The sequence below is a fragment of the Cedecea sp. NFIX57 genome, from assembly GCF_900177785.1.
Taxonomy (GTDB): domain Bacteria; phylum Pseudomonadota; class Gammaproteobacteria; order Enterobacterales; family Enterobacteriaceae; genus Cedecea; species Cedecea neteri_C.
Window position 1 is genome coordinate 1 of sequence record NZ_FXAS01000006.1, and the last position, 19,107, is coordinate 19,107.

16 protein-coding genes are annotated in these 19,107 nt (G+C 53.9%); 7 read left to right on the top strand and 9 right to left on the bottom strand.

Annotated features, from left to right (window positions below):
• Positions 1–121 precede the first annotated feature (121 nt).
• The 3 genes from B9Y90_RS06170 to B9Y90_RS06180 form a co-directional block, all read right to left on the bottom strand.
• The gene (locus tag B9Y90_RS06170; RefSeq protein WP_085540589.1) at positions 122–937 is read right to left on the bottom strand and encodes a MetQ/NlpA family ABC transporter substrate-binding protein; all 816 of its coding nucleotides are present in this window, start codon (positions 935–937) and stop codon (positions 122–124) included.
• Between the two features lie 95 nt (positions 938–1,032).
• On the bottom strand, positions 1,033–1,701 hold the full coding sequence (locus tag B9Y90_RS06175) for a methionine ABC transporter permease (protein WP_085540590.1): 669 nt from the start codon (positions 1,699–1,701) through the stop codon (positions 1,033–1,035).
• Entirely contained in the window at positions 1,694–2,716 is a 1,023-nt protein-coding gene (locus tag B9Y90_RS06180) for a methionine ABC transporter ATP-binding protein (RefSeq protein ID WP_085540591.1), read from the bottom strand. The genes B9Y90_RS06175 and B9Y90_RS06180 overlap by 8 nt, the downstream gene beginning before the upstream one ends.
• Before the next feature lie 502 nt (positions 2,717–3,218).
• Between B9Y90_RS06180 and B9Y90_RS06185 the strand changes: the two genes are divergently transcribed.
• On the top strand, positions 3,219–4,907 hold the full coding sequence (locus tag B9Y90_RS06185) for a sensor histidine kinase (RefSeq protein ID WP_085540592.1): 1,689 nt from the start codon (positions 3,219–3,221) through the stop codon (positions 4,905–4,907).
• Complete coding sequence (gene btsR / locus B9Y90_RS06190) at positions 4,901–5,620, top strand: two-component system response regulator BtsR (protein WP_085540593.1); 720 nt, start codon at positions 4,901–4,903, stop codon at positions 5,618–5,620. The genes B9Y90_RS06185 and btsR overlap by 7 nt, the downstream gene beginning before the upstream one ends.
• Before the next feature lie 10 nt (positions 5,621–5,630).
• On the opposite strand, the gene yjiA is transcribed toward btsR, so the two are convergent.
• From yjiA to B9Y90_RS06205, 3 genes are read right to left on the bottom strand one after another with little or no spacing between them, the layout of a single operon-like run.
• Positions 5,631–6,596, bottom strand: coding sequence for a GTPase (gene yjiA, locus B9Y90_RS06195; protein ID WP_085540594.1), 966 nt, complete (start codon positions 6,594–6,596; stop codon positions 5,631–5,633).
• Positions 6,597–6,609: 13 nt separating this feature from the next.
• On the bottom strand, positions 6,610–6,813 hold the full coding sequence (locus B9Y90_RS06200) for a YbdD/YjiX family protein (RefSeq protein ID WP_008460696.1): 204 nt from the start codon (positions 6,811–6,813) through the stop codon (positions 6,610–6,612).
• A 56-nt stretch (positions 6,814–6,869) separates the two neighbouring features.
• Positions 6,870–9,023 carry a carbon starvation CstA family protein gene (locus tag B9Y90_RS06205; RefSeq protein WP_085540595.1) on the bottom strand — a complete coding sequence of 718 codons (2,154 nt, stop codon included), beginning with the start codon at positions 9,021–9,023 and terminating at the stop codon, positions 6,870–6,872.
• Positions 9,024–9,485: 462 nt separating this feature from the next.
• On the opposite strand from B9Y90_RS06205, the gene cueP reads away from it, so the two are divergent.
• Positions 9,486–10,034 carry a copper-binding periplasmic metallochaperone CueP gene (cueP, locus tag B9Y90_RS06210; RefSeq protein WP_085540596.1) on the top strand — a complete coding sequence of 183 codons (549 nt, stop codon included), beginning with the start codon at positions 9,486–9,488 and terminating at the stop codon, positions 10,032–10,034.
• 42 nt (positions 10,035–10,076) lie between these two features.
• On the opposite strand, the gene B9Y90_RS06215 is transcribed toward cueP, so the two are convergent.
• Positions 10,077–10,625 carry a helix-turn-helix domain-containing protein gene (locus tag B9Y90_RS06215; RefSeq protein ID WP_254902665.1) on the bottom strand — a complete coding sequence of 183 codons (549 nt, stop codon included), beginning with the start codon at positions 10,623–10,625 and terminating at the stop codon, positions 10,077–10,079.
• Positions 10,626–11,341: 716 nt separating this feature from the next.
• Between B9Y90_RS06215 and pgaA the strand changes: the two genes are divergently transcribed.
• Genes pgaA through pgaD form a run of 4 tightly spaced genes read left to right on the top strand, consistent with a single transcriptional unit; the run spans position 11,342 to position 17,574 of the window.
• Positions 11,342–13,783: a poly-beta-1,6 N-acetyl-D-glucosamine export porin PgaA gene (gene pgaA, locus B9Y90_RS06220; protein ID WP_085540598.1), complete on the top strand. Its 2,442-nt coding sequence runs from the start codon at positions 11,342–11,344 to the stop codon at positions 13,781–13,783.
• An 8-nt stretch (positions 13,784–13,791) separates the two neighbouring features.
• A complete protein-coding gene (gene pgaB, locus B9Y90_RS06225) occupies positions 13,792–15,807 on the top strand; it encodes a poly-beta-1,6-N-acetyl-D-glucosamine N-deacetylase PgaB (RefSeq protein ID WP_085540599.1) in 2,016 nt (671 codons plus the stop codon).
• A complete protein-coding gene (gene pgaC, locus B9Y90_RS06230) occupies positions 15,800–17,128 on the top strand; it encodes a poly-beta-1,6-N-acetyl-D-glucosamine synthase (protein WP_085540600.1) in 1,329 nt (442 codons plus the stop codon). The genes pgaB and pgaC overlap by 8 nt, the downstream gene beginning before the upstream one ends.
• Positions 17,128–17,574, top strand: coding sequence for a poly-beta-1,6-N-acetyl-D-glucosamine biosynthesis protein PgaD (pgaD, locus tag B9Y90_RS06235; protein ID WP_085540601.1), 447 nt, complete (start codon positions 17,128–17,130; stop codon positions 17,572–17,574). The genes pgaC and pgaD overlap by 1 nt, the downstream gene beginning before the upstream one ends.
• Positions 17,575–17,645: 71 nt before the next feature.
• Here pgaD and B9Y90_RS06240 read toward each other — a convergent pair whose 3' ends face one another.
• On the bottom strand, positions 17,646–18,305 hold the full coding sequence (locus tag B9Y90_RS06240; RefSeq protein WP_085540602.1) for a fumarylacetoacetate hydrolase family protein: 660 nt from the start codon (positions 18,303–18,305) through the stop codon (positions 17,646–17,648).
• A gap of 64 nt (positions 18,306–18,369) precedes the next feature.
• Positions 18,370–19,017 (bottom strand): glutaredoxin 2, encoded by a 648-nt coding sequence (grxB, locus tag B9Y90_RS06245; RefSeq protein ID WP_085540603.1) that lies wholly within the window; start codon positions 19,015–19,017, stop codon positions 18,370–18,372.
• Positions 19,018–19,107 lie beyond the last annotated feature (90 nt).

Below are 19,107 nucleotides of genomic sequence, written 5' to 3' on the forward strand. Positions count from 1 at the left end.
AAAGTTCTCTGAGCATGGCGGTCAGTCCGTTTTTTGCACTGACCTTATTAGATCAAAGTCCCGGCCTCACGGCCAGGACTTTGTCAGCAGTCTGAGGGGCGCATTGCGCCCCTTTTTCGTATTACTGATTAACCGGCACAACCGCGCCGTGATATTTCTCGTTGATCCAGTCCTGAATCTGCTTAGAGTGCAGGACTTTCACCAGTTCGACGATGTCATGTTTTTTCACGTCGGTGCTGTGAACCGTGATGATGTTGGCATACGGGTTGCCTTCGGTGCTTTCGACAGCAATCGGATCTTTGATTGGGTTCAGACCCGCATCCAGCGCGTAGTTGGCGTTGATCACTACCGCATCACCTTCGTTGTTGGCGTACATTTGCGGCAGCAGGGCGGCTTCAATGTCCGCTTTGAACTGCAGATTTTTCGGGTTGCTGGCGATGTCGCTGATACGTGCGTTAACCGGCTTCACGCCTGGCTTCAGAGTGATCACACCTTCGCGCTGGAAGATGGCCAGAATGCGGCCTTCTTCGGCCACGGAGTCACGCAGAATGATTTTGCCGTTCTGCGGCAGATCTTTCAGGCTTTTATACTTCTTCGAATAGATGCCGATAGGCTCCACGTGGATAGCCCCGGCGCTGACGAAATCGTAGTTTTTATCGCCTTTATGATCCTGCAGGATCGAATCCAGATAGGGTTGATGCTGGAAATAGTTGGCGTCAATTTCATGCTCGGCCAGCGCCGTATTCGGCAGGATATAGTCCTGGAAGGTTTTGATCTCAAGATCGATGCCTTCTTTCGCCAGAATCGGCTTTGCCTGCTCGAGAATTTCCGCGTGTGGCACGTTGGAGGCGCCCACAATCAGTTTTTCAGCGGCGTTGGCGTGAAGACTTAACGCGGTTAAAGAAGCCAGAGCTAACATCATAAACTGTTTTTTCATTATTTCGTCCAGTCGTGATTAGTGATTAAAAGTGCATTGCCGTGGAATTCCAGGCAGCAGAGTGCGTCTCTGTCGCCTGAAAGATGTAGAAACCGTTAGCGCTTATCGAGTAGGTTGGTGATGCGGTCACCGATAAACTGAATAATGAAAACGATCGCTAAGATAGTGGCCGTGGCCACCAGCGTGACGTCGTTATGGTTACGCTGGAACCCTTCCAGATAGGCGAGGTTGCCTAAACCGCCTGCGCCAATAACCCCGGCCATGGCGCTGTAGCTCACCAGCGCAATCAGGGTGACGGTCATCCCGGAGACCAGCGCAGGGGAGGATTCAGGCAGAAGCACGCGGAAAATCAGCGTGTGGGTTTTGGCCCCCATCGAACGCGTGGCTTCGATGACCCCTTTGTCGACTTCGCGCAGTGCAATTTCCACCAGGCGAGCGTAGAAAGGTGCCGCCCCGACGATCAGCGCCGGAAGCGCGGCGTTGGTGCCTAAAATGGTGCCGACCAGCGTTTTCGTGAACGGGATCAGCAGGACGATCAGAATGATGAACGGGATCGAGCGGAAGACGTTGACCAGCACGGTCACCACCGAATACAGCAGACGATTCTGCAGCAACTGGCCACGAGAAGTGAGAAACAGCAGCACTCCGAGGGCAATGCCAAACACTAACGTTGCCACGCCGGACCAGGCTGTCATGTAAAGCGTTTCGCCCGTGGCGGCCCACAGCTTGTCGAGTTTTAAATGCGGGAAGTATTGCTCAAGCATGTCGAATAACCTCAGTTTCTACCCGCTTTTGATTCAGGTATTGCACAATATTTTCTAGCTGGCTGGCGTCATCCATATGGACATACAGCTCGCCAAACGCACCGTCTACCGTCTGGGTGATGTTGCCGTGCAGGATATTCAGCGCGACGTTGAAGTGTTGAATGACATCGGCAATCACCGGCTGCCGGGCTTCTCCACCGGGGAAAATCAGCTTCAGAATGCTGCCGCTGATGCCCTGAACCCAAAGCGGATTGAACGGTTCGCTGGGCGTATTCTGCCCCGCAATCTGACGCACAAAAGTTTGCGTGATGGGCTGCTTCGGGTGAGTGAAAATATCCAGTACCGGGCCTTCTTCAACGATTCTGCCGTTTTCCATCACCGCCACACGCTGGCAAATTTTGCGCACCACATGCATCTCATGGGTGATGAGGACGATGGTTAAATTGAGCTGACGGTTAATGTCGAGCAGCAGATCGAGAATCGCGTCGGTCGTTTGTGGATCCAGCGCCGAGGTGGCTTCGTCACACAGCAAAACGTCCGGGTTATTTGCCAGCGCGCGGGCAATGCCGACTCGCTGCTTTTGGCCGCCGCTAAGCTGAGCAGGCCAGGCGTTTTCGCGCCCCTCCAGCCCCACCAGCTTAATCAGTTCGTCAACGCGTTGCTGAATCTGGCGTTTATTTACGCCGGCAATTTGCAGGGGGAAGGCAATATTCTCGGCAACGGTTCGGGACCACAGCAGATTAAAGTGCTGAAAGACCATGCTGACTTTTAGGCGAGCCTGACGGAGCTGTTCTCCTCTGGCTTGGGCAATATCCTGCCCGGCGACAACGATCGAACCTGAGGTGGGTTTTTCAAGCCCATTTAATAACCGGATTAACGTGCTTTTACCCGCGCCGCTGTAGCCGATAATACCGTAAATCTGCCCTTTATTGACGTTGATATTAATATTGTCTACGGCGGTGATTGCGCCATGTTTGCTGGCAAATATCTTTGATACGCCCGAAAGAACGATCATTATCCTGGTCCTTAACTGCTGAAAATGTTCGCAACGTAACAGCATGATATGCTGATGGTTGGCGCGTACATGCGGTGTTATGGCGTTGAGCCATTATTATTTGGCTGATACTACCTACTAATGACGCTGGCCAGAAGAATATAAAAATATGACTTATAGCCATAAGAAATATAAATAAGTGATGGTGCTTTTCTGCTTGGAATTAATACTCTATAGCAAAAATATGGCATTGCTTATCTTTAAATTGGTTAATTAAATACGTTTAAATAACAATCATCAGAGGAGAGGTGATAAATAATTGACGGTTATTGATAGTCTTTATTAATGCCCTGGCTCTGGCTGATAATTGCGCGCTTCGCTTTTTTTAGTTTTAAATCTGTACTGCCCGACGCTGATCAGACTCTTATTTTTCCTCCCAAATTTAACAAATCTGCGCCATACCCCGGAAATTCTATTCTCATCGCGTTATCTTTCTCGCCTCGAGAGCGGAGATTGTCTGAAGATGTACGAATTCAATTTAGTCTTGCTGCTACTGCAGCAGATGTGCGTGTTCCTGGTCATAGCCTGGTTAATGAGCAAAACCCGACTGTTTATCCCCTTGATGCAGGTGACCGTGCGCTTACCGCACAAGCTGTTGTGCTACATCACTTTCTCGGTTTTCTGCATTATGGGTACCTATTTTGGCCTGCATATCGAAGGTTCGATTGCCAATACGCGCGCCATCGGTGCCGTAATGGGCGGCCTGTTAGGTGGGCCAGTGGTGGGAGGACTGGTTGGGCTGACTGGCGGGCTGCATCGCTACTCCCTCGGCGGGATGACGGCGCTGAGCTGCATGATCTCCACCATTGCGGAAGGGCTGATTGGCGGGTTAATCCACAGCGTTTTAATCCGGCGGGGCAGAACGGACAAATTGTTCAGCCCACTGGTCGCCGGAGCGACGAGTTTTGTCGCCGAACTGGTGCAGATGATCATTATCTTACTTATCGCACGGCCCTTTGAGGATGCACTTTACCTGGTGGAGAGCATTGCCGCGCCCATGATGGTCACCAACACGCTGGGTGCCGCCATGTTTATGCGCATTTTGCTGGATAAACGCGCGATGTTTGAGAAATATACCTCCGCGTTCTCGGCCACCGCGCTGAAGGTCGCGGCGTCGACCGAAGGGATTCTCCGGCAAGGATTTAACGAACAAAACAGTCTGAAAGTGGCGAAGGTACTGCACCAGGAGCTGGATATCAGCGCCGTGGCGATCACCGACCGGGAAAGGCTGCTGGCGTTTATCGGCACCGGGGCCGACCACCACCTGGCGGGCAAGCCTATTTCGTCTGGTTATACCTGGCAGGCCATAGAGAATAACGAAGTGGTTTACGCCGACGGTAACGAGGTGCCTTATCGCTGCTCACTCCATCCGAACTGCAAGTTGGGGTCGACGCTGGTGATCCCGCTGCGGGGTGAAAACCAGCGGGTGATCGGCACCATAAAACTCTACGAGGCGCGCAACCGGCTGTTTAGCTCGATCAACCGCACGCTTGGCGAAGGGATTGCGCAACTGTTGTCGGCGCAAATATTGGCCGGGAAATTTGAGCAACAAAAAGCGCTGCTGGCCCAGTCCGAGATCAAGCTGCTGCATGCGCAGGTGAACCCGCATTTCTTATTTAACGCGCTGAACACGCTGAAAGCAGTTATCCGCCACGATGGCGATAAAGCCGGCCAGCTTGTGCAGTATCTCTCGACGTTTTTCCGCAAAAATCTCAAGCGCCCGTCTGAAATCGTCACGCTTTCCGATGAAATTGAGCATGTGAATGCCTATCTGCAAATTGAGCTGGCGCGTTTCCAGACACAGCTGGCGGTGAACTGGCTGGTGCCAGACGAGCTGGCGAATCAGCGTTTGCCGGCCTTTACGCTACAGCCAATTGTTGAAAACGCGATTAAACACGGCACCTCCCAGCAATTAGGCCACGGCATGATTACTATTCGTGCCCGTACCGAGGGAAAAGACGTGCTGGTGGATGTTGAGGATAACGCCGGTTTGTACCGACCAAAAGAGAACGGTAACGGGTTGGGAATGAATCTGGTGGACAAGCGGCTGCGGGCGAAGTTTGGCGAGGATTATGGCCTGGACGTGAGCTGCGAACCCGATCGTTTTACCTGTATCACCGTGCGCCTGCCCGCCGAGGAGTTGGTATGTTAAGAGTATTGATTGTTGATGATGAACCGCTGGCGCGTGAGAACCTGCGCGTCCTGCTTGAGAATGACGGTGAGATTGAGGTAGTCGGGGAATGCGCTAACGCGATAGAGGCGATTAGCGCGGTGAACAAGCTGCGCCCGGACGTGCTGTTTCTTGATATCCAGATGCCGCGCATCAGCGGGCTGGAAATGGTGGGTATGCTGGATGAACGCCACCGACCACGCATTGTGTTTCTCACCGCTTTTGATGAATACGCGGTGCAGGCTTTTGAGGAGTGCGCTTTTGACTATCTGCTAAAACCTATTGAGGCGCAGCGGCTGCAAAAAACGCTGGCTCGCCTGCACCAGGAGGCCGAAGCGCAGGATGTTTCCCGCCTGCCGGAAAGCCAGCAGCCGCTGAAATTTATTCCGTGTAGCGGCCATAGCCGCATCTGGCTGCTGCAGATGGAAGAGGTGGCCTACGTCAGTAGCCGGCTGAGCGGGGTGTATGTCACTAGCCGGGATGGCAAAGAAGGCTTTACCGAATTAACGCTGCGCACGCTGGAAAGCCGCACACCGCTGCTGCGTTGCCACCGACAATATCTGGTGAACATGAATTATTTGCAGGAGATCCGCCTGGAGGATAACAGTCAGGCGGAACTGCTGCTGCGGGATGGTCGCACCGTGCCGGTGAGCCGCCGCTATTTAAAATCACTGAAAGAAGCGGTGGGGCTTTGACGCCGATTCATTAGGCGTCGGGCTTTAATCCGGCAAAAGCGTCACGGATTTCAGCCTCCGGCAGTGAAATGCCAATAAAGACCAGCGTACTTTCCAGCGTCTCGTCCGGCTGCCACTCTCGGTCCCAGTCGGCGCTGTAAAGGCGCTGCACGCCCTGGAACAGCAGGCGACAGGGCTGGTCTTCAATCCACAGCATCCCTTTGTAGCGGAGCAGGTTGTTGGCAAAGCCGGAAAGCAGGTTCTCCATCACGGAAGAGACAGCGGACAGCGCAACCGGGTAGTCCAGCGTCACCACAATAGATGAGACTTCATTTTGCTGCGGAGCAATGCGGTGGAAGCGAGGCTTCGTCGCCACAACATTTTCTTCCAGCATAAAGCCACGGGTGTTAAACAGCAGAGTAAGGTCAATATCGCCGTGAACGATAGGGTAAACCGGGGCGCGTGCGTTAATGCGCTGCAGGCGTTCAAGCAATGCAGCAGATTCACCGGCCACGTCGGTTTTGGTCAGTAAAATACGGTCGGCGTAGCCGATTTGCGACTGGGTGAGTGGGAACTGATCCAGCTGGGAGTCGGCATGTACCGCGTCAACCAGGGTGATTACGCCGTCGAGCAGGTAGCGTTCGCAGATGATTTCATGGGCGAAAAAGGCCTGCAGGATAGGGCCGGGATTAGCCATGCCGGTGCATTCTACGATGAGCCTGTCGAAGTGAATTTCACCTTTGTCCCTGCTCTCAAGCAGAACCAGCAGGGCATCTTCCAGCTCGCTCGACCGCGTACAGCAAATGCAGCCGTTGCTCAGCGTCGTTATGCGCGTGGCGCGGTCGCCAATCAGCTGACTGTCGATAGGCGTTTCGCCAAATTCATTTTCAATAACGGCAATCTTCTCGTCCTGCTGGGTATGCAGGATATGGCGCAACAGGGTGGTTTTCCCTGCGCCTAAAAAACCGATTAATACGGTTACTGTAATCGGTGTCATCGCGTCATTCCTGTTAACAGCAGCGCATGCCGCCTTTACCGTCTCCGCCATAGCGCGCCTGCTGGCGTTCGCGGAAGAATTCTTTGTAGGTCATGGGCGGCTGATCCGGGTGGTTCGTCTGCATATGCAGTACGTAGGTATCGTAGTCCGGAATGCCAACGAGCATTCTTGCCGCCTGGCCGAGGTACTTTTTTGCAGCCCCTAAGTTATCAAACATTCGTCGCTCCTTAAGTGATTAAAGCCCCGCTTATGCGGGGCAGTCAGATGAAGCGATCAGTGGCCGGAAGAAATCTTAATGCCTTCCTTCGGCACCGGCTGGTAAGGCGTTTCTTTGTCCGTTGGCTGGTCAGATTTACGCGCCTCTTTCCAGGCCTTAATGCCGTAGAAAATGATGCTGTAAACCACCACCAGGAACAGAATACTCAGGCCCGCGTTGGTGTAGTTATTGACGACGATGTGGTTCATGTTAGCGATTTCTTGTGCCGTCAGATCCGCACCACCGGCGGCGATACGCGCCTTATACTGGTTGGCCATGAAGAAGAAGCCTTCCATCTGCGGGTTGCTGCTGAACAGTTTCAGGCCCAGCGCCCAGGTGGTGCAGATAAGCAGCCAGACCGCAGGTACCACGGTGACCCAAATGTACTGGGTACGTTTCATCTTCACCAGGACCACGGTGGCCAGCACTAATGCTACTGCCGCCAGCATCTGGTTGGAGATGCCGAACAGCGGCCACAGGCTCTTAACGCCGCCAAGCGGATCGACCACGCCCTGATACAGCAGGTAGCCCCAAAGCCCAACGCAGCCTGCGGTACCGATGATACCGGCCACCAGCGAGTCGGTTTTCTTCAGGAACGGGATAAAGTTACCCAGCAGATCCTGCAGCATAAAGCGGCCTGAACGGGTGCCGGCATCCAGCGCGGTAAGAATAAACAGCGCTTCAAACAGAATCCCGAAGTGGTACCAGAACCCCATGTCGGCGACCGGCACAATTTTGTGGAACACATGCGCAATACCGACGGCAAGCGTAGGAGCCCCGCCTGCGCGGTTGAGCACGGAAGGTTCGCCGATGTCTTTCGCCGTTTGCAGGATTTGTTCTGGAGAAATCACGAAGCCCCAGGAACTGACGGTGGCGGCCGCGTGCGCGGTTACTTCCTTCAGCTGCGCCATAATCATCGGCGCGTTTTCTCCGCCCAGCTCGTGCAGGTTTGGCATGGTAAAGCCCAGACCTGCCGGTGGCGTATTCATGGCAAAGTACAGACCCGGCTCAATAATGCACGCCGCCACCAGGGCCATAACGGCCACAAATGACTCCATCAGCATTGCGCCGTAGCCGATAAAGCGAGCATCGGTTTCACAAGCCAGCAATTTTGGCGTGGTGCCGGACGCGATAAGCGCGTGGAAGCCGGATACTGCGCCACAGGCAATGGTGATAAACAGGAACGGGAACAACGCACCTTTCCACAGCGGGCCGGTACCATCCACGTACTGCGTAATCGCCGGCATTTTCAGTTCTGGATTGAGGATAACGATACCAATCGCCAGGCCGACAATAACACCGATTTTCAGGAATGTTGCCAGGTAATCGCGCGGCGCGAGGATCAGCCAGACCGGCAGCAGGGCAGAGACAAAGGCATAGCCGATAAGCGTAAAGGTAATAGTGGTGTCTTTAAAGGTCAGCGCCGGGCCCCAGTAAGGGTCGTGGGCAATCACGCCGCCGAAGTAAATCGAAGCGACCAGCAGCACAATCCCGATCACGGACACTTCACCGACCCGACCAGGACGAATAAAGCGCATATAAATGCCCATAAACAGGGCAATCGGCACCGTTGAGCAAACGGTAAAGACGCCCCACGGACTTTCCGCCAGCGCCTTCACCACAATCAGGGCCAGCACGGCCAGAATAATAATCATGATCAGGAAGCAGCCAAACAGGGCAATGGTGCCCGGCACGGGCCCCATCTCTTCTTTGATCATCTCACCAAGGGAAGCCCCGTTTCGGCGCGAGGAGATAAACAGCACCATAAAGTCCTGCACCGCCCCGGCTAGTACAACGCCCGCCAGCAGCCAGAGCACGCCAGGCAAATAGCCCATCTGTGCTGCCAGAACCGGGCCGACCAGCGGCCCCGCACCGGCTATCGCCGCGAAGTGGTGGCCAAACAGCACGTTACGGTTCGTTGGGACGTAGTTCAGGCCGTCGTTATTGATGACCGCCGGTGTGGCACGCATAGGATCCAGTTTCATCACCTTCTGGGCAATGTAAAGGCTGTAGTAGCGGTAAGCCACCAGATAGACCGACACCGAGGCGACGACTATCCACAGAGCGCTGATGTGTTCCCCCCGTCGCAGGGCGACGACGGCCAGACAACAGGCCCCGATGATACCCAGAATCACCCAGGGTATATGTTTGAGAAATTTATTTTTATTCATAATTCATCCGTTTGTCAGCCCCGGCGCCATGCCTGATTGCCGTCTTGCTGAACCTGGTTGTTGTAAAAGAAGGGCATAAAAATAGGCCAGCTATAGCGTGACGATTTTTGCGGCAAGAGAGGGAAAAGAGTGGCCGAGTGGTCGTATTCAGGGTTAAGCGGTTGTGGGACAGGCTGAGCGGTTTTAGCTTGTCGCTAACTCACTGAAAATTGTGATTTAGATCCCATGCGGAGAACCCACAGCTGAAGCCATGGAGCAACCAATGCGCTTCACCAGCAATACAACGGCAGCGCGATTCTCTTCCGTCGTGAACACAGGGGGAATTTGATAAAAATCAATTAAAGTACTCTAAATACATGAGCTTACTTTTCTTTACCGTCAGGGCTTTGACCTTCCTCTAGGGGGAAGGTGTATCGTCCGCGCCAGTCATTTCAGAAATCTCACTTTCTAAAAGGAAATTGAATGAACATACGTATTATGACGGCGCTACTGACATTGGCGCTTAGCGGTTCTGCGCTGGCAGTCTCCCCTGAAGCGAATGACTTTCTCGCAAAACATGGGCTGGCGGGAAAAACCGTTGAGCAGATGGTGGAGGCTATCGACCAGTCTCCGCAAACGCGTCCGCTGGGTTACAGCGCTGGCATTACCAGCCGTGCGCTGGTGCTTTCGGACGGGCAGCAGAAGTTTAGCTATCCGCTGGGCGACAAATTCTATCTGTCGTTTGCGCCATACCTACAGCAAACCCACCCTTGTTTTAACCACAGTCTTTCCGGCTGCCAGGGCGAGCTGGCCAATACGGCGTTCGACGTCAAAATTACTGACAAAGCGGGTAAAGTCCTCCTGAAAAAAACGCTGACCAGTCAGCAGAACGGCTTCATCGGCGTGTGGCTGCCGCGCAATACCGAAGGGACGGTCAGTGTCAGCTACCAGGGGCGTTCCGCGCATTCCGCTTTTGCTACTTTTAATGACAGCCAGACCTGCATGACCACTTTACCGTTGCAGCCATCCTGAGTCAGAAGGGCGGCGGCTACGCCAGCGCTGCCGTCGCCTGAATCACGGATAGTTGTTTTCTTCGTCGGTATAAATAAGCAGGCAGGCCTCGTTAAAATTCGTCAGGCCCAATCTTTCGTAAAGCTCATTCCGCCTGCGATAAAGGCTCTTTAGTGAGGTGTTGAGTTTTTCCGCCACGGTTTCCATGGGCAAGCCCCGTCTGAGCCATGCCATCATCAGCCGCTCCTCCTGAGTCAGTCGCATGCCATAAAACCATTCCCCGGCCTGACGGTCGAGCTTCACTTTTTGCAGTACCCAGAACAGCGCTTCAACCTCCCGATGCGGCATCGACATATCAAAGCTCCACTTTTGCCTGAGCGGAAAAAGTTCCGTATGGCGCATATCCAGCACTATGCAGCGCACCAGCGCTTCAGCCTTCTCTGCGCTGGTGATAATGTTTTCCCACTGCGCCAGCGGTAACCGGCTATCCACCAGGATAGCGTACTCTTTGTAGCCGTAGCTGAAGCTCCTTCTGCCCACGGAGTGCAGCAGAATAATGTCCGGAAAATAACTTTGTATTCCCTGATAAAGATAGCGATCTTGTGTGATCAAAATTGTCGCATCCACCGCAGCGTATCCCTTTAATATTACTCGAATCCAAATGCCTGACCATTGATATCATGGGCCAGCGTGTACACAGCGTGTGTCTCTATTTCATGGTAAATAATCTAACTTACCTTGAGGTAAGTTAGGCGGTATTGTGAATTATTTCTTGGCAAGGTATTAAGGGTGCTGAGATATCCTTCTTTATTTCTGGTATTTAAAATTATAAATAAAAAGAAATAACAGAGAAGAGACCGCCTTTTAAATTAGGATTTTTTGCCAGGAAATCTCCTGATTAATACATTGATTTTCACTTAAGCATATTGGCAAAAACATCTTTCATATCATTTTTTTATTGTATGTATGAATGGTTTTAATTTTAAATCAATGGCTTGTGATTTTGTTTTGTATGGCAAATCATTCGTTGAAAAGCCGATGCAGAGTATTCTTAAAAACGGCTCTTAGGCTGATGAGATGTATTCACAAAATTATTCGTCGTGACTTATCATCCCTGTTGTCTGATCTAACATGCAATTAACGTCATTTTGAGTTTGTTCCTAAAGCCAGGTGCAGGAAAAAACGTTAGGTGAGGCATGCCCGTTTAAATAAATACTCTGCGTATCAAAGGAGTGTTTTATCGTGTGAATTTCATCCGCTAATGCCGATATCCGGCATTCAACGCGGCGGATAAACCATGCTCATTCATAATGGAATAATAGATATTTATGAGACAGCGGCTGAGTATCAATAAGTTATTCTTTTATCGTGGCGTTAAGCTCTCGTTATTTTTCATCATGCCGGGGCTGCTTTCAGCGCAAGGGGTGGGGGCAACATCGCGCTATGACAGCCAGATATTACAGGCCCGAAACGGGGACTATCAGCCCCTGCTTGACGCCTTAAAACGTGAGGCACAGCAAAGAGCACTGAAGCCGGAACAGGTGGCCGACTGGCTGCAGGTCGCCTCCTGGGCCGGGCGTGATGATGAAGTGGTCAGCGTGTGGCAGCGTTATCAGGAGCGTACTGCTATTCCGGCTCGTGGGGTCGCCGCCACGGCACAATCCCTGCGTAACCTTCATCGCTGGACGGAGTCGCTTTCCCTCTGGGCGCGGGCGCTTCAGCTATCGCCCGACAACAATGATTACCGCATAGGGCAAATTAAAACGCTGGCCGACGGGCAAAAAGCGTGGCAGGCCAAAGAGGAAGCCCTGCGCCTGGTCGAGGAGAAGCCGACGCTGGCTCATTGGCAGACGCTCTCTTATGTCTATCTTCGGCAGGGAAATACTTGGGACCAGTTGCTAAGCGACACGCGAGCCCTCGCGGTTGCGCCGGGGGATAAAACCGCGCTGCAAAACCTGATATCCAGTCTGACCGTGAACAGGGTGAATACACCGGCGCTGGCGTTAGCCAACCAAGCTGAACTGCTGCCAAATGAACGCAGACAGCTTGAACTTAATGCGGCAGCCGAAATGGTGCGTATGGCCGAAATTTCGCTGGGTGAAGAGAAGGCGCGCTTTACCGTCGCGCAGCGGGCGTTGGATCGCTACGACGCCTTGTTCGCCAAATGGCACGGTAATCCTCAGGCTCAGCAGGACCTCACGCGGGCGCGAATAGACAGGCTTGGGGCGCTCTACGCTCACAATGACTACCCAAAAGTCATTCAGGAATATGAAGCCCTGGCCTCAGAAAACGTGCGCGTTCCGCCCTGGGCTTTACGGTGGGTTATTGCGTCTTACCTGGCAGTAAAGCAGGTAGAAAGGGCGCAGGCGCTAACGCCGCAGTTGTTCAGCGGCGCGACGAATGAGAATGAGCAGGTGATGTTTTATGCCTTGCTGGACAGCGGCCAGTACGACGCCGCCGGTCGTTATCTGCAAAACCTTGCTCAGATCACGCCTTACCGCCGCTACGTGTCGGGTTTCCCGAACCCCGTACCGAACGATCGCTGGCTGGAAGCTAAAACGCTCTCTCTGCAATACCTCTTATCAACCAATGCACTGCCGGCAGCAGAAACGTTGTCCCGGCGCCTGGCCAGTACCGCGCCAGGTAATCAGGGGTTACGTATAGACTATGCCAGGGTTCTGCAGGCGCGAGGGTTGCCGCAGGCCGCTGAGCGAGAGCTAAAAAAAGCGGAAGTGCTCGAGCCATCCAACCTTGAGCTTGAACGGCAGCAAGCTTATGTCGCACAGGATCTGCATGAGTGGCGGCAAATGGATTTGTTGACGGACGATGTGATGCAGCGCGCCCCGCTGGATATTGGTTCTCAGCGCTTGAAGCGAACGCGTGAGATTCACCAAATGTCCGAACTGCGCATTAACGGCCAGCAGGGGATCCACTCTGATACGCCCGTCAGCGGTGCGCACGATTTTAGCTGGGATATGGCCGTTTATGGCCCGCCCGTGGCCGACAGCTGGCGGCTGTTTGGTGGCCACCGCTTTAACAGCGGGCGTTTTGAAGAAGGTAAGGGCTCCAGCCGCAGCGTGTTTGGGGGCGTCGAATGGCGGCCGCGCAATAGCTGGGTCGAGTTTGAACTCGCGAACAACAACTTCAACGGCGGCAATAAGCCCGGCGGGCGCGTTTCGGCCTGGCACAGCTTCAGCGACAGCTGGCGAGTAGGAGGCGAAGTGGAACGCCTGGCACGGGCAACGCCGCTGCGGGCTTTGCGCAACGGGGTAAGTGCGAATCAGGCCAACCTGTGGGTGCGCTGGCATCAAAACGAACGGCGTGAATATCAGATCGCGACCACGACCAGCTGGTTTTCAGACCATAACCACCGGCAGGAATACGCCTTACAGGGCAAAGAACGGCTGTGGCAGACGGCTCGGATCACGCTCGACCTGCAGCCCGGCGTGGCTTACAGCACCAACAGCAAGACCGACACGGTGTATTACAGCCCGAAATGGGACTTATCCGCCGCGCCAACGCTCGCCGTTAACCATGTGATGTACCAGCGTTATGACACCGTCTGGAGCCAGCAGATCAGCGCCGGAGCAGGCATTTATCGGCAAAAAAATGACGGGGCGGGGGCGATGACCTCTCTGGGATATGGCCAGCGTATTCAGTGGAACAACGTCCTCGACACCGGGGCCATGTTGAACTGGGAAAAGCGGCCCTGGGATGGCAAGCGGGAAACGCATCTCGCCGTCGCTTTTGATGCGAATTTACGATTTTAAGGACAAACATGCTGACCAACAGTTTTCGCCTCGGCCTGATCGTTTTTGGCTGGTTATTGACTTTTTCTGGCCTGGGCGCGCAGGAGATTCATTTTCTGCCGCCGAAAGAGCGGCCGTTGCCTGAAGCTAACCGGCCCTGGCCAAAGAATCATTTTCTGGTGCTGGCTTACCATGATGTTGAAGATCGCGACCCCGATCAGCGTTATCTGGCGGTGCGCACCAGCGCCCTTAACGAGCAAATCAGCTGGCTGCTGCAAAACGGCTATCACGCGGTCAGCGTGCAGGCAGTTTTGGACGCCCACCGGGGAGGCACACCGTTGCCGTCAAAGGCGTTTTTACTCACTTTTGATGATGGTTACAGCAGCTTTTACACCCGCGTGTGGCCGCTGCTCAAGGCTTATAATGTCCCTGCGCTCTGGGCTCCTGTCGGCAGTTGGGTCGATACCCCAGCGGGGAAGAACGTCGATTTTGGTGGGCTGATGACCGCCCGCGATAAGTTTGCCACCTGGGATATGGTGCGTGAACTTAGCCAGTCGACGCTGGTTGAGATTGGCTCACATACCTGGGCGTCACATTACGGCATTCAGGCGAATCCCCAGGGTAGCCGTGAGCCTGCGGTCGCCAATCGGGCTTGGGATAAAGCCACCAGCCAGTACGAAAGTGACGGGCAGTTCACCCGGCGTATTGGCGACGATGCGCGCCAAATCAGCCAAAAAATTAAGCAGGTAAGCGGGAAAGCGCCTCGTGCCTGGGTCTGGCCTTATGGCGCGGCTAACGGCACCTCACTCAGCGTGCTCAAAAAGCAGGGTTACCAGATGGCGTTCACGCTCAATGATGGCCTCGCTGACGCCCGCGACCTGGACAACATTCCGCGAGTGCTGATTTCCGGCAATCCAACGCTCAAAGCATTCGCCAGCATGGTGAGCCGCGTCCGGGAGCCGGATCCGGTGCGCGTTATGCATGTGGATCTCGACTATGTCTACGACCCGAACCCGGTGCAGCAGGCGAAGAATATCGATGCGCTTGTGCAGCGGGTGTATGACATGAAAATCAGCCATGTCTTTTTGCAGGCGTTTTCAGACCCGCTGGGCGACGGCAATATCAAGTCGCTCTATTTTCCCAACCGTTGGCTGCCCGTTCGTGCCGACCTGTTTAACTTCGTCGCCTGGCAGCTACGTACCAGAGGCGATGCCAAAGTGTTCGCCTGGCTTCCGGTGCTCTCTTTTGATCTGAATGCCGCGCTGCCCAGGGTGCAAAGCTGGGACGCCGCCAGCGGGAAGACGCATCGGGCCACCAGCCCTTATCTGCGACTTTCTCCATGGAACCGGCAGGTTCGGCATCAGATTGTCGACATCTATGAAGATCTCGCCCGGCATGCGGTGTTTGACGGCATTCTTTTTCACGACGACGCGCTGCTCACGGATTTTGAAGATGCCGGGCCGGACGCCATGACCGCTTACCGGCAGGCGGGGTTTCAGGGAAGCATCGGCGACATTCATCAAAACCCGGCTGAACTTCAGCGCTGGACGCGCTTTAAAAGCCAGACGCTGATTGAGTTCACCCGCACGCTGACCGATGCGGTGCGGAATATCCGTGGCCCACAGATAAAAACTGCCCGAAATATCTTTGCGCTGCCGATTCTGGAGCCGGAGAGTGAGGCGTGGTTCGCCCAGAACATTGACGATTTCCTGGCTGCCTACGACTGGACGGTGCCGATGGCGATGCCGCTGATGGAGTCCGTGCCGCTGGAAGAGAGCAATAGCTGGCTGGAACAACTGATCAAAGCCGTGGCGGCGAAGCCTTCGGGAATGAATAAAACCATTTTTGAGCTTCAGGCGCGTGACTGGAACCACAAGGCGCAGAAAGGCATCGCTGATAAACAACTGGTGGAATGGATGCTGCTGCTGCAGCTGAACGGCGTGAAGCATTACGGCTACTACCCGGACGACTTCATCAATAACCAGCCTGATATTTCAAGTATCAGACCTGAAATTTCCTCTTACTGGTACCCAAACAATGACTGATCGTCTTCTTTCCTTGCTGATTCTGGGCCTGGTCTTTGGGCTGCCGCTCGGCATGGCGGCGGTGTTTACCGGGAAAATCCTGCTGGACTTTGTGTTCTTCTGGCCGCTGTTCATGTCGGTGCTGTGGATGACCGGCGGGCTCTATTTCTGGTTCCGGTTGGAGCGCCACTGGCCGTGGGACAAAGACGTGCCGCCGCCGCAGCTTGAAGGCAATCCGCTGGTCTCTATCCTTATCCCGTGTTTTAACGAAGGTAAAAACGTCCGTGAAACGATAGAAGCCGCGCTGGCCCAGCGCTATACCAACATTGAGGTGATCGCCATTAACGATGGTTCGCGCGATAACACCGCTGAGATCCTGAACAAACTTGCGCAGGAATACCCGAAGCTGAGGGTGATTCATCTGGCCGCTAATCAGGGTAAAGCTGTGGCCCTCAAAGCCGGTGCCGCCGCCGCGCGCGGGGATCTGCTGGTGTGCATCGACGGCGATGCCTTACTGGAGCGGGACACTGCGGCTTATCTTGTGATGCCGCTGATTCGGCACCCCAATGTGGGTGCCGTTACCGGGAATCCACGAATCCGCACCCGCTCGAATTTGATTGGCCGTATTCAGGTCGGCGAATTCTCTTCGATCATCGGGCTGATTAAACGCACCCAGCGTATTTATGGCCGCGTTTTTACCGTTTCCGGCGTGGTTGCCGCCTTTCGCCGCCAGGCGCTGGCGGATGTGGGGTACTGGAGCCCGGACATGATCACCGAAGACATTGATATCAGTTGGAAACTGCAGCTGCATCACTGGACGCTCTATTTTGAGCCGCGCGCGCTGTGCTGGATCCTGATGCCGGAAACGCTCAAAGGGCTTTGGAGGCAGCGGCTGCGTTGGGCGCAGGGCGGGGCGGAAGTGTTCCTGGTCAACCTGCGTCGTCTGTTCCGCTGGGAACACCGCCGGATGTGGCCGCTGTTTATGGAGTACGTACTCTCGACGGTTTGGGCCTTTGCCTATGCGATCACCATCCTGTTGTTTATTGCCAGCCACCTGACCGCACTGCCGGCCAATCTGGTGGTTGAAACACTCTTTCCGCCGGAGTTTACCGGGCTGTTGCTGGGCGTGATGTGCCTGATGCAGTTCCTGGTCAGCCTGTTCATCGAGCGGCGTTATGAAAAGCGGATAGCCGGATCGCTGTTCTGGATTGTCTGGTTCCCGCTGATGTACTGGATGATAGGCCTGTTTACCACCCTGGTGTCGTTCCCGAAAGTGATGCTTAAACGCCGCCGCGCCCGCGCGCGCTGGATAAGTCCTGACCGTGGAAAAGGAAGAATATGATGCAGACTAACACGCTGATATTGAACGAAGACCGACTGGGGCCGCGCCTGTTCGACGGCCTGATCACCGCCATTGCCTGGGCTGGTTTTCTGTACTGTGTGTGGAAAAACTTGCTGCTTCAGCTGATGTTATTGCCCGACCAGCGCGGGGAAATCATCGCGCAGTCGCTTAATTCCGTGCTGCTGTATTTACTGATTGCGGCCATAAACGGTTGGCTGCTGATCCTCTGGTATCAGTACAGCCTGCGCAGGTACAGCGACCGATATCGCGACGAGCATAGCCCGTTTCAGCTTAGCGAGCTGGCCCGCAGCTTTAACTTGTCGACGCAGCTCGTTTCCGAGATGAGCCAGTACAACCAGCTCACGGTGTATCACGACCAGATCGGGCAGATTATCGAGCTTAAGGCTACGGCTGACGGGCTGCAAAGGGGGCAGCCGGAGGAATGAAAGAGAGAGGGCGAATACCCGAAAGGGGCGGCAACTGCTTTTTGATGCCGCCCCGGCGTTTGAAATAAACGCTATAAAACACGAGTTGCCATTTTATATTCGGAGAAGCTGAGCTCCAGCACGTCATCACTCTTTAACGGACCAACGCCTTCTGGTGTGCCGGTGAGAATAATATCTCCGGCACGCAGGGTGAAGAATGTGCTCATATAGGCAATCAGTGGCACAATTTTATGTATCATGTCAGCCGTGGAGCCCTGCTGGCGAATTTCACCGTTAATTTTCAGTTCGAGTGAGGTATTTTGGGCGTCACCCTTAAACTTCTCAGCTGAAATAAAAGGCGACAAAGGGCATGAGCCATCGAAGCCTTTAGCTTTTTCCCACGGCTGGCCAGCTTTTTTCATTTTGGCCTGAAGTTCACGGAGCGTGAGATCAAGGGAAATGCCGTATCCGGCAATGGCCTGAAGCACCTCTTCATTGCTGGCTTGTTTAAGCGAAGAACCTATCAACACCGCCAGCTCCAGCTCATGGTGTACAGGCCCAAACCCTGTGGGCAATGCCAGTGGCTGGCGGAGGTCACACAGCGCCGTTTCGGGTTTAATAAACACAACAGGTTCGTCCGGCGTTGCGCTGCCCATTTCCTGAATATGTTTAGCGTAATTGCTGCCCACGCAAACCACTTTGCCGACAGGAATATTTAACAGGTCACCCTGCCAGTTGCGGTGTTGATACATATTTTTGATCCTCAATAACGCCGAGATTAAAGAATGCTTTCTTAATGTTGTATGGGGGAGGTCTTTATATTGCAATATCAAAATACAACGGTAATTGACTGCGAGTAGCGCAGTCTTTTAAATAATGCTTCACGTTTTCTGGCCATATTACCCCCTTGACGATGCTGGCATTTCGCAGGAAAACGAACAGTTCGATATCCGTGAGTGATAAAGATTGACGGCTGCCAATAGGGTGGCTTAATAGCGGGCTTAGTTCGTCGAGTTTAAGGTTTAGCATCTGAATCCATTTCTCAGATTGGGCGAACTTTTCCTCGAGGTTGCCTATCGCGTCCGTTTCTTTCTGATAATAACTTCTATAAGCAGAGGGCGTTGCCAACTCCGCAAAAGGCGTTCGGCTAAAACGCGGGTAGGTTAAATTCTTAAGGAAAAGGCGCAATGACGCGACCCATTCGTCTGTGTCTGGTTGACGCTCGGAAGTTAAAACGGGTTCGCCATTCAGGCTATCCAAATAATGAATAATCTCGTTACTTTCGGCGATGGCTTGCCCGTTGGCCTGGGTTAACACCGGTACGACTTTTTTTCCTACCAGGCGGAAAGTCGTTTCTTTGTCGTCCGCCATTACGACTTGCAGGTTCAAAGGGATGCCTTTTAACCCGGCAAAATAGCGAACTTTTGCGCAAAAAGGGCAATGCTCATAATAGTACAGCTGCATTTTGGGTCCTTGAGCCCGTGTCGGGCGCCTGCTCTGGATGCAGAAATAGTGGCGGGCAATGGCCAGATGCGGAAGTCCCGATTTCTGAGG

What these genes read in the sequence shown, in the direction of transcription:
- B9Y90_RS06170 (WP_085540589.1), bottom strand. Translation starts at nt 937, where the DNA reads ATGAAAAAACAGTTTATGATGTTAGCTCTGGCTTCTTTAACCGCGTTA.
- B9Y90_RS06175 (WP_085540590.1), bottom strand. Translation starts at nt 1,701, where the DNA reads ATGCTTGAGCAATACTTCCCGCATTTAAAACTCGACAAGCTGTGGGCC.
- B9Y90_RS06180 (WP_085540591.1), bottom strand. Translation starts at nt 2,716, where the DNA reads ATGATCGTTCTTTCGGGCGTATCAAAGATATTTGCCAGCAAACATGGC.
- B9Y90_RS06185 (WP_085540592.1), top strand. Translation starts at nt 3,219, where the DNA reads ATGTACGAATTCAATTTAGTCTTGCTGCTACTGCAGCAGATGTGCGTG.
- btsR (WP_085540593.1), top strand. Translation starts at nt 4,901, where the DNA reads ATGTTAAGAGTATTGATTGTTGATGATGAACCGCTGGCGCGTGAGAAC.
- yjiA (WP_085540594.1), bottom strand. Translation starts at nt 6,596, where the DNA reads ATGACACCGATTACAGTAACCGTATTAATCGGTTTTTTAGGCGCAGGG.
- B9Y90_RS06200 (WP_008460696.1), bottom strand. Translation starts at nt 6,813, where the DNA reads ATGTTTGATAACTTAGGGGCTGCAAAAAAGTACCTCGGCCAGGCGGCA.
- B9Y90_RS06205 (WP_085540595.1), bottom strand. Translation starts at nt 9,023, where the DNA reads ATGAATAAAAATAAATTTCTCAAACATATACCCTGGGTGATTCTGGGT.
- cueP (WP_085540596.1), top strand. Translation starts at nt 9,486, where the DNA reads ATGAACATACGTATTATGACGGCGCTACTGACATTGGCGCTTAGCGGT.
- pgaA (WP_085540598.1), top strand. Translation starts at nt 11,342, where the DNA reads ATGAGACAGCGGCTGAGTATCAATAAGTTATTCTTTTATCGTGGCGTT.
- pgaB (WP_085540599.1), top strand. Translation starts at nt 13,792, where the DNA reads ATGCTGACCAACAGTTTTCGCCTCGGCCTGATCGTTTTTGGCTGGTTA.
- pgaC (WP_085540600.1), top strand. Translation starts at nt 15,800, where the DNA reads ATGACTGATCGTCTTCTTTCCTTGCTGATTCTGGGCCTGGTCTTTGGG.
- pgaD (WP_085540601.1), top strand. Translation starts at nt 17,128, where the DNA reads ATGCAGACTAACACGCTGATATTGAACGAAGACCGACTGGGGCCGCGC.
- B9Y90_RS06240 (WP_085540602.1), bottom strand. Translation starts at nt 18,305, where the DNA reads ATGTATCAACACCGCAACTGGCAGGGTGACCTGTTAAATATTCCTGTC.
- grxB (WP_085540603.1), bottom strand. Translation starts at nt 19,017, where the DNA reads ATGCAGCTGTACTATTATGAGCATTGCCCTTTTTGCGCAAAAGTTCGC.